This is a genomic window from bacterium (genome assembly GCA_019637795.1).
In the GTDB taxonomy this organism is placed as follows: Bacteria; Desulfobacterota; Binatia; order HRBIN30; family CADEER01; genus JAHBUY01.
The window spans coordinates 256111-270684 of record JAHBUY010000008.1; the positions used below are offsets into that span (position 1 = coordinate 256111).

Sequence of the window (14574 nt, forward strand, 5' to 3'; positions counted from 1 at the left end):
ATGCAGGGCAGACGCGTCGTCGTCGGGCTGAGCGGCGGCATCGCGTGCTACAAGGTCCCCGAGCTGGTGCGCCTGCTGCGCGCCGCCGGGGCGCGGGTGCGGGTGGTGATGACCCGCTCCGCCTGCCAGTTCATCACCCCGCTGACCCTGCAGACCGTGGCCGGGGAGCCGGTCGCCACCGACCTCTTCGATCTCACCCAGGAGTCGGAGATCGGCCACATCCGCCTCGCCGACGATGCCGACGCCATCGTGGTCGCGCCGGCGACCGCCAACCTCATCGGCCGGGCGGCGGCCGGACTGGGCGATGATCTCCTGACCACGGTGCTGCTCGCCACGCGCGCCCCGGTGCTGTTGGCGCCGGCGATGAACGTGCACATGTGGGAGAACGCGCTGGTGCAGGAGAACCTGGCGCGCCTGCAGCGCCACGGCTGGCGGGTGATCGCGCCCGGGGTCGGGTCGCTCGCCTGCGGCTACGAGGGCGCCGGCCGGCTGGCCGAGCCGCCGGTGATTGCCGCCGAGGTGGCGCGCGCGCTCAGCCCGCAGGATCTCGCCGGACAGCGGGTGCTGGTGACCGCGGGACCGAACCGCGAGCCGATCGATCCGGTCCGCTTCCTCTCCAACCGCTCGACCGGGCGCATGGGCTACGCGCTCGCCAGCGCCGCCTGGCGGCGCGGCGCCGAGGTGGTCCTGGTGAGCGGACCGACGGCGCTGGCGGACCCGCACGGCGTGCGCTGCGTGCGCGTCCAGACGGCGGCGGAGATGCACGACGCGGTGCAGCGCGAGCTCGCGCCGGCGACCGTGCTGGTGATGGCGGCGGCGGTCGCCGACTACCGGCCGGCGGTGGTGCGGAGCCAGAAGCTGAAGAAGACCGATGGCCCGCTGCAGCTCGAGCTGACGCGCACCATCGACATCCTGGGCGCCCTGCGCGGCCGCGCCGGCCGGCGGCTGGTGGTGGGCTTCGCCGCCGAGACCGAGGACGTCGAGGCGAACGCCGAGCGCAAGCTGGCGGCGAAGGGACTCGACCTGATCGTCGCCAACGACGTCTCGGCGCCGAACGTCGGCTTCGAGGTCGACACCAACGCGGTCACCCTGATCGACGCCGGCGGGCGGCGCGCGGTGCCGCTGGCCAGCAAGGACGAGGTCGCGGATCGGATCCTCGACCGGGTGGCGGAGCTGCTCGCCGGGCGAGCGCAGTCGCCGAAGGCGGCGGCCCGCCGGTCGCGGGCGGCGCGGCGGCGCTAGACGTCGGACCGTCGCCGCGGGCGCGACGCGGCGCCGCCATTTGCTGGGGCCTCGGGGCGATGTTACCGAGACCACAGCGATGCCGGACACCGATCCACAGGCCGAGTTGCTCGCCGCGCTGGCGGACCTGCGCGCGCAGCTCGAGTGGCAGCGCGATTGCGGCCTGCCGTGGCTGCCGGTCGGTCTCGCTGGCGAACGGGCGAGGCCCGCGGCGGCGGCGGCGATGATGCCGTCCCGCGCGCCAGCGCCGCCGGCCGCGCCCGCGACGATGGACCCCGGCCTCGCCGCCGCGGGGTCGCTCGAGGCGCTGCGCGGCCACATCGGCGACTGCCGTCGCTGCAAGCTCGCCGGCGGCCGCATCAACCTGGTGTTCGGGGTCGGGGCCGCGAACGCGGACCTGATGTTCGTCGGCGAGGGGCCGGGCCAGGACGAGGACGTGCGCGGCGAGCCGTTCGTCGGACGCGCCGGCCAGCTCCTGACCGAGATCATCACCAAGGGGATGAAGCTGCGCCGCGAGGACGTCTACATCGCCAACGTGGTGAAGTGCCGGCCGCCGAACAACCGCAATCCGGAGGCGGACGAGATCGCGAGCTGCATGCCGTTCCTGCAACGCCAGGTCGAGCTGGTGGCGCCGCGCGTCATCGTCGCCCTCGGCACCTTCGCGGCGCAGACCCTGCTCGGCGTGAAGACGCCGATCACCCGCATGCGCGGCGTGTGGCACGACTACCGGGGCATCCGGGTGATGCCGACGTTCCATCCCGCGTACCTGCTGCGCACGCCCGGTGACAAGCGACTGGTGTGGGCCGACATCAAGCTGGTGATGGCCGAGCTGGGGCTGCCGATCTGATGGCGCGCCGCATCTGGATGGCGCTGCTGCTGGCGCCGCTGCTGGCGGCGGCGACTCCGGTCCCGACGCCGCCGGGGCCGACGCCGGCGCGGCTCGCGGGGCCGGTGGTGCAGCTCACCATCGACGGCACGATCAACCCGGCCACCGTCACCTACGTGCGCGAGGGCCTGCAGAAGGCGCAGGAACGGGGCGCGGCGGCGCTGCTGATCCAGCTCGACACGCCGGGCGGCCTACTCGAGTCGACGCGCGTGATCGTCAAGGACATCCTCGGCGCTCCGCTGCCGGTGATCGTCTACATCGCGCCGAGCGGCGGCGGCGCCACGTCGGCGGGGGTCTTCATCACGTTGGCCGCGCACGTCGCGGCGATGGCCCCCGGCACCAACATCGGCGCCGCCCACCCGGTGGGCAGCCAGGGCGAGACGATCGACGGCACGATGGGCGAGAAGGTGGAGAACTTCGCCGCCTCGCTGTCGCGCACGATCGCCGAGCAGCGCGGGCGCAACGTCGAATGGGCGGAGCGGGCGGTGCGCAAGAGCGTGTCCGCCACCGAGCGCGAGGCGGTGAAGCTGCGGGTGGTCGACTTCGTCGCCCGCGACGTCGCCGAGGTGCTGGCCAAGGCGAGCGGCCGCATCGTCGACGTGGCGGGCAGGCCGGTCGAGCTGGCGCTGGCCGACGCCCCGGTCGAGCCGCTGGCGATGCGCCTCGGGCAGAAGCTGTTCGACTTCCTCGCCAATCCGAATCTCGCCTACGTCCTCTTCATGGCGGGGCTGCTCGGCCTGTACGTCGAGTTCACCAACCCGGGTCTCCTCTTTCCCGGCGTGGCGGGCGCGATCTGCCTGGTGATCGGACTGGCGGCGCTGCAGATGCTGCCGGTCAACTACGCCGGGCTGGCGCTGCTGGTGCTCGGGGTCGGGATGTTGATCGCCGAGGCCTTCCTGCCCAGCTTCGGCGTCGTCGGCATCGGCGGCATCGTCGCCTTCGTCATCGGCTCGCTGCTGCTGTTCGATACGCCGGAGGAGTCCCTGCACGTCGACCGCGGCCTGATCGCCGGCGCCGCCGTCTCCCTCGGCGTGGTCATGTTCGGTCTCGGTTGGCTGGTGGTGCGGGCGCAGCGCCGGCAGCCGGTGAGCGGCGCCGAGGGCATGGTGGGCGAGGTCGGGCACGTGCGCCGCGTCGATGGCGACGGGCGTCTGAAGGTGTTCGTGCACGGCGAATACTGGGAGGCGGACGCGGACGAGGCGCTGGCGGTCGGCGACGCGGTGGAGGTCACCGCCGTCGAAGGGCTGCGGGTGCGCGTGCGGCGGCACGCCGGAAAGTGAGGGCGCGATGCTGATCTTCCCACCGTTGTTGCCGGTGATTCTCATCGGGTTGGCGCTGCTGATCAGCGGCCTCAAGGTGCTGAAGGAGTTCGAGCGCGGGGTGGTGTTCCGGCTCGGGCGGTTGGTGGGGGCGCGCGGCCCGGGGGTGATCTACGTCGTGCCGTTGATCGAGCGCATCGAGCGCGTCGACCTGCGCACCGTGACCATGGACGTGCCGCCGCAGGACGTCATCACCAAGGACAACGTCTCGGTCAAGGTGAACGCGGTGCTGTACTTCCGCGTCGTCGATCCGCAGCGGGCGATCGTCGAAGTGGCGGACTTCCTGTTCGCCACCTCGCAACTGGCGCAGACGACGCTGCGCAGCGTCTGCGGGCAGCGCGAGCTCGACGAGTTGCTCGCCGATCGCGACGAGATCAACCAGCACGTCCAGCAGATCCTCGATACGCAGACCGACCCGTGGGGGATCAAGGTGGTGACGGTGGAGATCAAGCACATCGACCTGCCGCAGGAGATGCAGCGCGCCATGGCCCGCCAGGCCGAGGCGGAGCGCGAGCGGCGAGCCAAGGTGATCAACGCCGAGGGCGAGTTCCAGGCGGCGCAACGTCTGGCCGAGGCGTCGGCGATCATCGCCGCGCATCCGGTGGCGCTGCAGCTCCGCTTCCTGCAGACCCTCGGCGAGGTGGCGACCGAGCACCATTCGACGACCTTGTTCCCGCTGCCGATGGAGCTGTTGCGGCCGTTCCTCAAGGCGGAGGACAAGCCCGACGAGTGAGCGCGGGTGGCATCGAGCGCGCGCCGAGGTACTGTCCTGATGTCGATACGACAAAAACCCTTCACCACGGAGGCACGGAGACACGGAGGGCTCGGTGCCATAGCGAAGGCGCGGGGCCTCTTCTCACTCCATTTCTGATGAACTTTGGGATGAACGCTGAGCGGGCTTCGAAATCAGTACTCTCCGTGTCTCCGTGCCTCCGTGGTGAAAGTCCTTCGTCACATCAGGGCTAAGGCTCAGATTAGGACACTACCCGCGGCGAGGCGCGCGTTGACTCCCCGCACCCGCTGTGGTCAGGCTCGCGGATGTCGCCGGCGGTCTGGCGGCTGTCAGTCATGCCCGACCCGATGCTCACCGAACCGGCGGCGCCGCCGGCGCCGTCGACCGCGGCCTTCGACTTCGAGCTGCCGCCGGAGCTGATCGCGCAGGTCCCTGCCGCGCGGCGGGACGGCGCGCGCCTGCTGGTGCTGGGGCGGCGCGCGGGCGGCCTCGACCACCGCGCGGTCAGCGACCTGCCGGGGTTGCTCCGCCCGGGGGACCTGCTGGTCTTCAACGATGCGCGGGTGCGTCCGGCGCGGCTGTTCGGGCGCATCGACAGCGGCGGGGCGGTCGAGTTGCTGGTGGTGCGGGCGCGCGCGGGCGGCGTCTGGGAGTGTCTGGGGCGGCCGTCGCGTCGCCTGCGGCCGGGGATGGCCGTCGCGTTGCCCGACGGGTCGCGGGCGACGGTGCGCGAGCGCCTGGCGCCGGGTCGGTACGCGCTGGCCTTCAGCGCCGGCGACGTCGAGGGGCTGCTGGAGCGCCATGGTGAGCTGCCGTTGCCGCCCTACATCCGCCGCCCGGACGGGCCGCTGCCGTCGGACGCGGAGCGGTATCAGACCGTGTTCGCGCGCCGGCCGGGTGCCGTGGCGGCGCCGACGGCGGGTCTGCACTTCACCCCGGCGCTGCTGGCGGCGCTGGCGGGACGCGGCATCGATCGCGCGTTCGTGACCCTGGACGTCGGCCCGGCGACCTTCCTGCCGCTGCGGCAGGCCGCCGACGGGCTCGACGGGGAATGGGCGGAGGTCCCGGCGGCCACGGTCGACGCCATCGCGCGCACCCGCGCCGCCGGCGGGCGGATCGTCGCCGTCGGCACCACCACGACGCGCGCCCTGGAATCGGCGGCGCGACGGCCTGGCGGCCTGCAGCCCGGGGGGTTCTGGGCCGACGCCTTCATCCGCCCCGGCTTCCGCTTCGCCGTGGCCGACGCGCTGCTCACCAACTTCCACCTGCCGCGGTCGACCTTGCTGATGCTGGTGGCCGCGTTCGCTGGCCAGGCGCCGGTGCTGGCGGCCTACGCCGAGGCCGTGCGCGCGCGCTACCGCTTCTACAGCTACGGCGACGCGATGCTGATCGCATGAGCGCGGTGGCACAGCAGTCGGATGGGTTGGTCGCCGCGGCGCCGCGGCCGTCGCCGTTGACGATCCACCACCGCGACGCGCAGTCGGCCGCCCGCGCCGGGGTGTTGCAGACGGCGCACGGCGCCATCGAGACACCCACCTTCATGCCGGTGGCGACGCAGGGGACGGTGAAGGGGATCACCGCGCGCCAGTTGCGCGACGCCGGAGCGCGGCTCATCCTCTCGAACACCTACCACCTGTCGCTGCGGCCGGGGGTGGACACCATCGAGGCGATGGGCGGGTTGCACCGCTTCATGGGCTGGGACGGGGCGATCCTCACCGACAGCGGCGGCTTCCAGGTCATGAGCCTGGCGACCCTGCGCAAGGTCACCGACGAGGGAGTGCGGTTCCAGTCGCACCTCGACGGCGCCACGCTGTGCTTCACCCCCGAGGACGTGGTCGGTCGCCAGCACCGGTTCGGGGTCGACGTCCTGATGCCGCTCGACGAGCTGGTGCCGGCCGGGGCGCCGGCGGCGACGGTCGTGTCCGCCATGCGCCGCACCACCGACTGGGCCTGGCGGTCGAGCCGGGTGCCGATCCGGCCGGATCGCCACCTGTTCGCGATCGTCCAGGGCGGCTTCGACGCGGCGCTGCGCCGCGACCACGCGGCGCAGCTTGCCGCTGGAGAGTTTCCAGGGTATGCGGTCGGGGGTTTGAGTGTTGGGGAGGAGCGAGGGCTGACCCGGGAGGTGGCGGCGGTCACGGCAGCGGCGCTGCCGGTCGAGCGACCCCGCTACCTGATGGGAGTCGGGCTGCCGCAGGACCTCCTGCGACTGATTGGCATGGGATACGACCTCTTCGATTGCGTGCTGCCCACCCGCAATGGGCGCAACGCCACCTGTTTCACCGCCGCCGGGCGCGTGAACATGCGGCTCGCCCGGCACGCCCGGGACGACCAGCCGATCGATCCGACCTGCGCCTGCGAGGTCTGCCGCAGCGTGTCACGCGCCTACGTGCGCCACCTCTGCGTCGCCGGCGAGATGCTGGGCGCGCAACTCGCCAGTCTGCACAACGTGTGCTTCTATCTCGACCTGATGCGCCAGGCGCGCGCCCACGTCGTGGCGGGCGACTACGCCGCCTGGGCGACGGTGCGCGCCGAGGCGATGGACCACGCGGAGGACTCATGATCGACGCCGCCTGGGCCCAGGGCGCCGCCGGCGCCGGCGGGCCGCCGATCTGGATTCAGCTCCTGCCCTTCGCCGGGCTGTTCGCGGTATTCTACTTCCTCATCATCCGGCCGCAGCAGCAGAAGCAGAGCCAGCACGCGGCGATGCTGGCCAATCTGAAGAAGAACGACGAGATCATCACCAATGGCGGTCTGTACGGGCGGGTGCTGCAGATCAACGACGACGTGCTCACGGTCGAGATCGCGCCCAACGTGAAGGTCCGCATCAGCCGGCCGCAGATCGCCAGCGTCCTGACCGCCGCGAAGGCGGCAGGCGGGCAGGCGACCACCGACAAAGAAAAGGAAAAGGCGAAGTGAGTAGCTCGAGCCTGTTGTTCCGCACGATCCTGGTCGTCGGCCTGACGTTGCTGGCGATCCTTCTGCTCCTGCCGACGGTCATGCAGCCGCTGCCTGGCTGGCTGAGCTTCCTCAAGGGCAGCAAGGTGGGTCTCGGCCTGGATCTGCAGGGCGGCACGCACCTGATCATGCAGGTCGACACCGACCAGGCGGTGGTGAACTACCTGGAGATCAACGCCGACGAGATGCGGCGGGCGCTGCGCAAGGAGAACGTCAAGTCGCCGAAGGTCGAGCGCAAGGGCGATGGTCTGACGGTGACGGTGCCGGCCGACCAGCGGGAAAAGACGCTGGACGTGGTCGGGCGCCTGTTCCCGAACTTCAAGACCGGCGACACGGAGACCGTCGACGGCAACCTGGTGCTGCCGCTGACCATGGCGCCGGCGGAAGTGGCGCAGATCAAGGAGTCGGCCGTCGAACAGTCGCTGGAGACGATCCGCAACCGCGTCGACCAGTTCGGCGTCAGCGAACCGGTCATCCAGCGTCAGGGCGAGCGCGACATCCTGATCCAGCTCCCGGGCATCCAGGATCCGCAGCGCGCCAAGAGCCTGATCGGGAAGACCGCGGTGCTGGCGTTCAAGCTGGTGCGCGACGTCAACGCGGAGCCGATCGCGAGCGGCAGCCAGCCGATGCCGGCGGGCACCCAGGTCCTCTACGAGGTGGACAAGCTGCCCACCGGCGAACGCAAGAAGGGGCAGGCGCTGGTCGTCGAGACGCAGACGTTGATGACCGGCGACGTCGTCACCGACGCGCGCGTCCGCCCCGGCGACCTGCCGAATTCGCGCATCGTGTCGATCGACTTCAACGCCCGCGGCGCCCGCCTGTTCGGCGAGATCACCGCCGCCAACGTCAACCGCCGCCTGGCGATCGTGCTCGACGACACGATCTACTCGGCGCCGGTGATCAAGGAAGCCATTCCGGGCGGCAAGGCGGTGATCAGCGGCAGTTTCACGCCCGACGAGGCCAAGGATCTGGCGATCGTGCTGCGCAGCGGCGCGCTGCCGGCCCCGGTGACCGTCGCCGAGGAACGGACGGTCGGCCCGTCGCTGGGCGCCGACTCGATCGAGAAGGGCATCCGCTCCTTCGTCGTCGGCGGCCTGCTGGTGATCGTCTTCATGATAATCTACTACCGCTTCGCCGGCCTGCTCGCCGACCTGGCGATGATCTGGAACGTGCTCTTCCTGCTCGCCGGCCTGGCGGCCTTCGGCGCGACGCTGACGCTGCCGGGCATCGCCGGCATCGTGCTCACGCTCGGCATGGCGGTGGACGCCAACGTGCTGATCAACGAGCGCATCCGCGAGGAGCTGCGGCTGGGCAAGACGGCGCGGGCGGCGATCGACGCCGGCTACGATCGCGCGCTGCCGTCGATCATCGACACCCACATCACGACGATCCTGTCCGGCATCATCCTGTTCCAGTTCGGTTCCGGCCCGATCAAGGGATTCGCCGTCACGCTGTGCATCGGCCTGGCGAGCAGCCTCTTCACCGCCACCGTCGGCACGCGCCTGGTGTGGGACTACCTGCTCCAGCGCTGGCGCATCCAGACCGTGAGTATCTGATCATGATGCAGCTCATTCCCTCCAACACGCGCTTCGACTTCGTCGGCTCGCGCAAGACGGCGCTGACGATCTCGCTGATCCTCACCCTCATCAGCATCGGGCTGATGGTCTTCCGCGGGCCGAAGATGGGCATCGACTTCGCCGGCGGTTCGCTGGTGCAGGTGCGCTTCAAGACGCCGACCGAGGTCGAAACCCTGCGGCAGTCGCTGCGCGCCGCGGGCTTCGAGGCGGTCGACATCCAGGACATGGGGCGGGACCGGACGGACTTCCTGATCCGGGTGCCGATGGCGGCGGACGACACCGAGTCGCGCACCAAGAAGGTGACCGGCGCGTTGCAGGACGCCTTCGGCGTCGATCAGGTGGAGGTGTTGCGCGTCGAGTCGGTGGGGCCGCGGGTCGGCGAGACGCTGCGCAGCAAGGCGATCTGGGCGGTGCTCTTCTCGACGCTGATGATGGGCGTCTACATCTGGGCGCGCTTCGAGTGGCGCTACGGCGTCGGCGCGGTGATCGCGCTGTTGCACGACACCATCATGACCATCGGCTTCCTGATCGCGTTCGGCTACGAGTTCGACCTGACCATCGTCGCCGCCCTGCTGACCGTGGTCGGCTTCTCGGTGAACGACACCGTCATCGTGTCCGACCGGATACGCGAGAACCGGCGCAAGGACCGGCGCACCTCGCTCGCCGAGCTCATCAACCTGAGCGTCAACGAGACCCTGAGTCGGACCATTCTCACGTCCGGCACGGCGATCCTGGTCACGCTGTCGCTGTTTCTGCTCGGCGGCCCGGTGATCCACGGCTTCGCCTTCGCGCTGCTCGTCGGCTTCACGGTCGGCACCTATTCGTCGATCTTCATCGCCGCGCCGGTGGTGCTGTACTTCGAGCGCGCGCCATCGGCCGCGCCGGAAGCGCGCGGACGGCAATCGGCGCCGGCGGCGCGGCGCACCTGAGGCCGGCGATGCGGCGGCGGGGGAGGCGGGACGCGGGGCGGCGGCGCGCGAGATGAGCCGCCTGCGCCGCTGGCGCCTGACGCCGCAGCATGACGGCGGCGCGGCCCTGGCCGCCGCCCTCGGCGTCTCGCCGCTGCTCGGCCAACTGCTGGTCAATCGCGGCATCGCCGAGCCGGCGCAGGCCGGCGATTTTCTCGACGCCCGCCTCGACCAGCACCTGCGCTCGCCGATGCTCTTCCGCGACATGCCGCGGGCGAGCGAGCGGCTGGTGGATGCGCTCGGGCGCGGCGAGCGCATCGGCATCTACGGCGACTACGACGTCGACGGGGTCAGTGGCAGCGCCCTCCTGCTGCGCTTCCTGCGTTCGGTCGGCGCCAGCCCGGAGCCGATCGTCCACATTCCGCATCGCCTGCGCGAGGGCTACGGGCTCGGCGCCACCGGCATCGAGCGGCTGGCGGCGGCGGGGGCGCGGGTGATGATCACGGTCGACTGCGGTGCGGTCAGCCATGGCGAGATCGCGCTCGCCAACGCCCGCGGCATGGACGTCATCGTCTGCGATCACCATCAGGTCGCCGAGACCCGGCCGCCGGCGCTGGCGGTGATCAATCCGATCGAGCGGGACGCCGGCTTTCCGTTCTCCGGGCTGTGCGGCGCCGGCGTCGCCTTCTACCTGGCGCTGGGAGTGCGCATGCGCCTGCGCGAGCGGGGCGGTCCGGTGCCGGACGTGCGCCGCCTCCTCGACCTGGTGGCGTTGGGAACGCTCGCCGACCTGGTGCCGGTGGTGGAGGAGAACCGGGTGCTGGTGAAGTACGGCCTGCGCGAGCTGGCGACCAGCGATCACCCCGGGATCACGGCGCTCAAACGCGTCGCCGGCGTGTCGCAGCTCAACAGCAGCGCGGTCGGCTTCCGCCTGGCGCCCCGTCTCAATGCCGGCGGGCGCCTGGACGACGCCACGCGCTCGCTCGCCCTGCTGACCACCGCGGACGGTGCGGAGGCCGACCGTCTGGCGACGGCGCTCGACGAGGAGAATCGCGCCCGTCAGGCGATCGAGCGCGAGATGGTGGACGAGGCGGTGGCGCAGATCGAAGCCGCCGGCGGCCTCGGCGAGCGGCGCAGCGTGGTGCTGGCGTCGCCGGTCTTCCACCCCGGGGTGGTCGGCATCGTCGCCTCGCGCATCGTCGAGCGCCATTACCGGCCGACGGTGCTGATCGCCGCCGAGGACGGTGGCATCGGGCGCGGCTCGGGGCGCAGCATCGCCGGGGTCGACCTCTACGGCGCGCTGGCCAGTTGCCGCGACCTCCTGGAGCGATTCGGCGGCCACCGCATGGCCGCCGGCCTCAGCATCCGCCTGGAGCGCGTGCCGGCGCTGGCCGAGCGGTTCGAGGCCGCGATCGCGGCGCGGACGACGGCGGAGGACTTCGTGCCCCGGGTACGGGTCGATTGCGAGCTGCCGCTGCGCGCCGTCGACGCCGGCTGCCTCGCCGATCTGGCCCGCCTCGAGCCCTTCGGAACCAGCAATCCGGAACCCCTGTTTCTCACCCGCAACGTGCGGGTGCGCGACCGACGGATCGTCGGCGAGCAGCATCTGAAACTGGTGCTGGAACAGGACGGGCGGACGGTCCGCGCCATCGGCTTCGGCATGGGTGATCTCTCCGTCGCCGCCGGGGATCAACTCGACGTCGTCTATGGCATCATGGCGAACGAGTGGAACGGTAATACATCCGCGGAGTTACGGCTCCGCGACCTGCGCCCGGCCGGCGCCGGCCGACCTGCAACCCTACCTTGACTGCGATAACACAACGGTGTTATCGACCTGCCCTCTCCGCTACATCCTGACCGAGGTAGGACAGCACGCATGGAACGCGACGACGCGATGCTCAACAGCAAGGAGGTCGCGCACCTCCTCGACCTCAGTCCGGACACCGTCAACGAGTACGCTCGCAAGAGCATCCTCCCCGCCGTCAAGAAGGGCCGGCAGTGGCGATTCCGTCGCCGTGACATCGCGTCGTTCAAGCGGCAGCTTCGCGGCTTGACCGCCGCGTAGGCATCGACCGGATCCGACGGCTGTTCGCCGCAAGGAGTGCCCATGCCTTCCCTCGAGAGCACTACGCACGCCCACGAGAGCAAGCTCTACTACGAGTTCTCGCACCTCTACGACCTGGTTTTCGCCCGCTACTTCTACCCACGCATCGCGGCGACGATCCGGGCGCTCGACATTCCGCCGGGAGCGAAGGTGCTGGAGGTCGGCGTGGGCACGGGGATGGCGCTGTCGGTGTACCCGCGCCACTGCCAGGTGACCGGCGTCGATCTGGCGCCCGAGATGCTCGAGCACGCGCAGGAGCGCATCGACCGCAACGGCTGGCGGCACGTGCAGGTCATGGAAGGCGATGCGATGGACCTGACGCTGCCCGACGATACCTTCGACTACGTCACCGCGTTCCACGTCGTCAGCGTGGTGCCCGACGCGCGGCGCATGATGGCCGAGGTGCAACGGGTGTGTAAGCCGAACGGCACCATCGTCGTCATCAACCACTTCCGCAGCGACAAGCCGGCCCTGGCCGCCATGGACCGCCGGCTGGAACCGATCACCCGTCGGTGGGGATGGCACACGCTCGGCCGCGACGAGGTGTTCAATGGCCTGCCCATCGCCCTCGAGCGGGTCTACAAGACCTCCCGCTATTCGCTGTTCACCGTCGTGGTGGCGCGCAACCTGAAGGATGCGCCGGCCGCCGCGGTCAGTGCCGCGACCTGACGTCCGGCGCGTAGGGCACGATGCCGCGGCGCAGGAGCCATTGGGCATCCTGGGCACCGCGGGTGCGCAGCCAGCGGGTGTAGACCCGCACCGTCTGCACGTCGCCGCGGAACATCTCCTCGAAGCTGAGCTCGGAGAGCACGCGCACGAAGTCGGGGAAGCGTGCGGCGATCTCGCCGAAGATGTCGCCGCGGGGGGCGCGATCGCCCGGCGCCATCGCTGCCAGTTGGTGATAGGCGAGGCGGCCGAGCCGCATGTAATAATCGGTCGACACCGCGCGCCGCTCGAGGCTCTCCATGAACACGCCGGAGAGGAAGAGGGCGGTGTCGCCGACGTGGCGTAGTGCCGCCACCCGCTGCGGCCGCGGATGCTGGAAGGACTCCAGGTAGGCGAGGGCGAGTGGGCGGTCGTCCCAGTCGGGGCCCGGCTTGGCGAAGCGTTCCAGCAGGCTGACCAGGTAGTGCTCGGTGGGCTCGCTCGACTCCACCTCGTGGGTCCGCATCGCGCCGCGCAGCACCTCGCGGAAGAACTCGGTCAGGGTGTGGCGGATCAGGGTGGACTGGGTCATCCGGCACCCTGGCGTACCGGGACCGTCCCGACGCGTGTTGCAACCCCACCCGCCCCAGGAGGTGGTCCTTCGCGACCCATCCTCACGATGAGAATCTTCTGTGACGCCGGCGTCCTAAAGCAAGGCCTTTCTGCTTCCCGGAAGGCGCGGATCACGCGCCCGCGGGCTCGTGGCCGTCCACCGCCGTCGCCCACGCGCCCGATATCGAATTGGCGCAATCGATCGCCTACGTTATAGTGCACAGAACCGGAGGCACTCCCCACGTGAGACAACGTGCAGGCATTTCGCTCTTTCTCCTGGTCGTCTGCGGCACGCTGCTGATCAGCAGTTGGCTGGCGCGCCAGGTGTCCGCGGTCAGCCGCGACGCGTACCAGAACATCGAATCGTTCGCGAACGTGCTGACCATGGTGCAGAAGAACTACGTCGACGAGGTCGGCACCGACAAGCTGATCGACGGCGCGATCAACGGCATGCTCGCTTCGCTCGATCCCCACAGCGCCTATCTCAGCCCCGACCTCTACAAGGAGCTGCAGGTCGACACCCGCGGCAGCTTCGGTGGCCTCGGCATCGAGATCACCCAGCGCAACGGGGTGCTGACGGTGGTCTCGCCGATCGAGGACACGCCCGCGTTCCGGGCCGGCGTGCGCTCCGGCGATCAGATCATCAAGATCGACAAGGACTTCACCAAGGACATGACGCTCATGGAGGCGGTGAAGCTGATGCGCGGTCCGGAAGGCACGCCGATCAAGCTCACGCTGCGCCGCGAGCACGCGCCCGACTGGATCACCCTGACGCTCAAACGCGAGATCATCCAGATCAAGAGCGTGAAGGCGCGGGTGCTCGAGCCACACTACGGCTACCTGCGCATCACCCAGTTCCAGGAGCGCACCGAGCACGACGCCAAGGCGGCGTTGCAGCAGCTCGAAAAGGAGTCCGGCGGCCTGCAGGGGCTGGTGCTCGACCTGCGCAACAACCCCGGCGGCCTGCTGTCGCAGGCGGTGAAGGTCTCCGACCTGTTTCTCGACTCCGGGCTGGTCGTCTACACCGAGGGCCGCCTCGAGAACCAGGAACAGAAGTTCTACGCCCACAAGGGGCCCATCGCGGAGGATTTCCCGATGATCGTGCTGGTCAACGGCGGCAGCGCCAGCGCCTCGGAGATCGTCGCCGGCGCGCTGCAGGATCACAAGCGGGCGCTGGTGCTCGGCACCCAGACCTTCGGCAAGGGTTCGGTGCAGACCATCCTGCCGCTGGCCGACGGCGACGCCGCGATCCGCCTGACCACGGCGCGCTACTACACCCCCAACGGGCGCTCGATCCAGGCGACCGGCATCACGCCGGACATCGTCATGGAGCTGCAACCGGCGGCGGCGCAGCAGAACGCGGCGCCGGAGGGGCTGGAACCGATCCGCGAGCGCAACCTCCCGGGACATCTCGAGCATCCGTCGCTGGAGGGGCAGGAGGAGCCGGCGCCGGAGCAGGGCGGCGGCGCGGCGAACGATGCCATGCCGGGTCCCGATGCCGCCGATCCGCAGCTCGATCGCGCCCTCGAGCTGCTGAAGAGCTGGAACGTCTTCAAGACGGTCGTCGCGCAGACACAGCCGTAAGCGCCG

At 70.5% G+C, this 14574-nt stretch carries 14 protein-coding genes; 13 read left to right on the forward strand and 1 reads right to left on the reverse strand.

Annotated features, from left to right (window positions below; translation table 11 throughout):
• The 12 genes from coaBC (at window position 1) to KF840_24685 (ending at window position 12396) form a co-directional block, all read left to right on the forward strand.
• On the forward strand, window positions 1-1242 hold the full coding sequence (gene coaBC, locus KF840_24630) for a bifunctional phosphopantothenoylcysteine decarboxylase/phosphopantothenate--cysteine ligase CoaBC (GenBank protein MBX3028086.1): 1242 nt from the start codon (window positions 1-3) through the stop codon (window positions 1240-1242).
• 79 nt (window positions 1243-1321) lie between these two features.
• Window positions 1322-2089, forward strand: a complete 768-nt coding sequence (locus KF840_24635) for a uracil-DNA glycosylase (GenBank protein MBX3028087.1) — start codon at window positions 1322-1324, stop codon at window positions 2087-2089.
• Window positions 2089-3408 carry a nodulation protein NfeD gene (locus tag KF840_24640; protein ID MBX3028088.1) on the forward strand — a complete coding sequence of 440 codons (1320 nt, stop codon included), beginning with the start codon at window positions 2089-2091 and terminating at the stop codon, window positions 3406-3408. Before KF840_24635 ends, KF840_24640 begins: the two co-directional genes overlap by 1 nt.
• Before the next feature lie 7 nt (window positions 3409-3415).
• Entirely contained in the window at window positions 3416-4180 is a 765-nt protein-coding gene (locus KF840_24645) for a slipin family protein (GenBank protein MBX3028089.1), read from the forward strand.
• Window positions 4181-4527: 347 nt separating this feature from the next.
• Complete coding sequence (gene queA, locus KF840_24650) at window positions 4528-5577, forward strand: tRNA preQ1(34) S-adenosylmethionine ribosyltransferase-isomerase QueA (GenBank protein ID MBX3028090.1); 1050 nt, start codon at window positions 4528-4530, stop codon at window positions 5575-5577.
• The gene (tgt, locus tag KF840_24655; GenBank protein ID MBX3028091.1) at window positions 5574-6743 is read left to right on the forward strand and encodes a tRNA guanosine(34) transglycosylase Tgt; all 1170 of its coding nucleotides are present in this window, start codon (window positions 5574-5576) and stop codon (window positions 6741-6743) included. The genes queA and tgt overlap by 4 nt, the downstream gene beginning before the upstream one ends.
• Complete coding sequence (yajC, locus tag KF840_24660) at window positions 6740-7099, forward strand: preprotein translocase subunit YajC (protein MBX3028092.1); 360 nt, start codon at window positions 6740-6742, stop codon at window positions 7097-7099. Before tgt ends, yajC begins: the two co-directional genes overlap by 4 nt.
• An 80-nt stretch (window positions 7100-7179) precedes the next feature.
• Window positions 7180-8694, forward strand: a complete 1515-nt coding sequence (gene secD, locus KF840_24665; protein MBX3028093.1) for a protein translocase subunit SecD — start codon at window positions 7180-7182, stop codon at window positions 8692-8694.
• 5 nt (window positions 8695-8699) lie between these two features.
• Window positions 8700-9644 carry a protein translocase subunit SecF gene (secF, locus tag KF840_24670; protein MBX3028094.1) on the forward strand — a complete coding sequence of 315 codons (945 nt, stop codon included), beginning with the start codon at window positions 8700-8702 and terminating at the stop codon, window positions 9642-9644.
• Window positions 9645-9696: 52 nt separating this feature from the next.
• Entirely contained in the window at window positions 9697-11430 is a 1734-nt protein-coding gene (gene recJ, locus KF840_24675) for a single-stranded-DNA-specific exonuclease RecJ (GenBank protein MBX3028095.1), read from the forward strand.
• Between the two features lie 69 nt (window positions 11431-11499).
• Window positions 11500-11688 (forward strand): helix-turn-helix domain-containing protein, encoded by a 189-nt coding sequence (locus KF840_24680; GenBank protein MBX3028096.1) that lies wholly within the window; start codon window positions 11500-11502, stop codon window positions 11686-11688.
• A 42-nt stretch (window positions 11689-11730) separates the two neighbouring features.
• Complete coding sequence (locus tag KF840_24685; protein MBX3028097.1) at window positions 11731-12396, forward strand: class I SAM-dependent methyltransferase; 666 nt, start codon at window positions 11731-11733, stop codon at window positions 12394-12396.
• Here KF840_24685 and KF840_24690 read toward each other — a convergent pair.
• On the reverse strand, window positions 12380-12964 hold the full coding sequence (locus tag KF840_24690; GenBank protein ID MBX3028098.1) for a hypothetical protein: 585 nt from the start codon (window positions 12962-12964) through the stop codon (window positions 12380-12382). The two genes, KF840_24685 and KF840_24690, sit on opposite strands and share 17 nt — an antisense overlap.
• A 263-nt stretch (window positions 12965-13227) precedes the next feature.
• On the opposite strand from KF840_24690, the gene KF840_24695 reads away from it, so the two are divergent.
• A complete protein-coding gene (locus tag KF840_24695; protein MBX3028099.1) occupies window positions 13228-14568 on the forward strand; it encodes a S41 family peptidase in 1341 nt (446 codons plus the stop codon).
• Window positions 14569-14574: the final 6 nt, after the last annotated feature.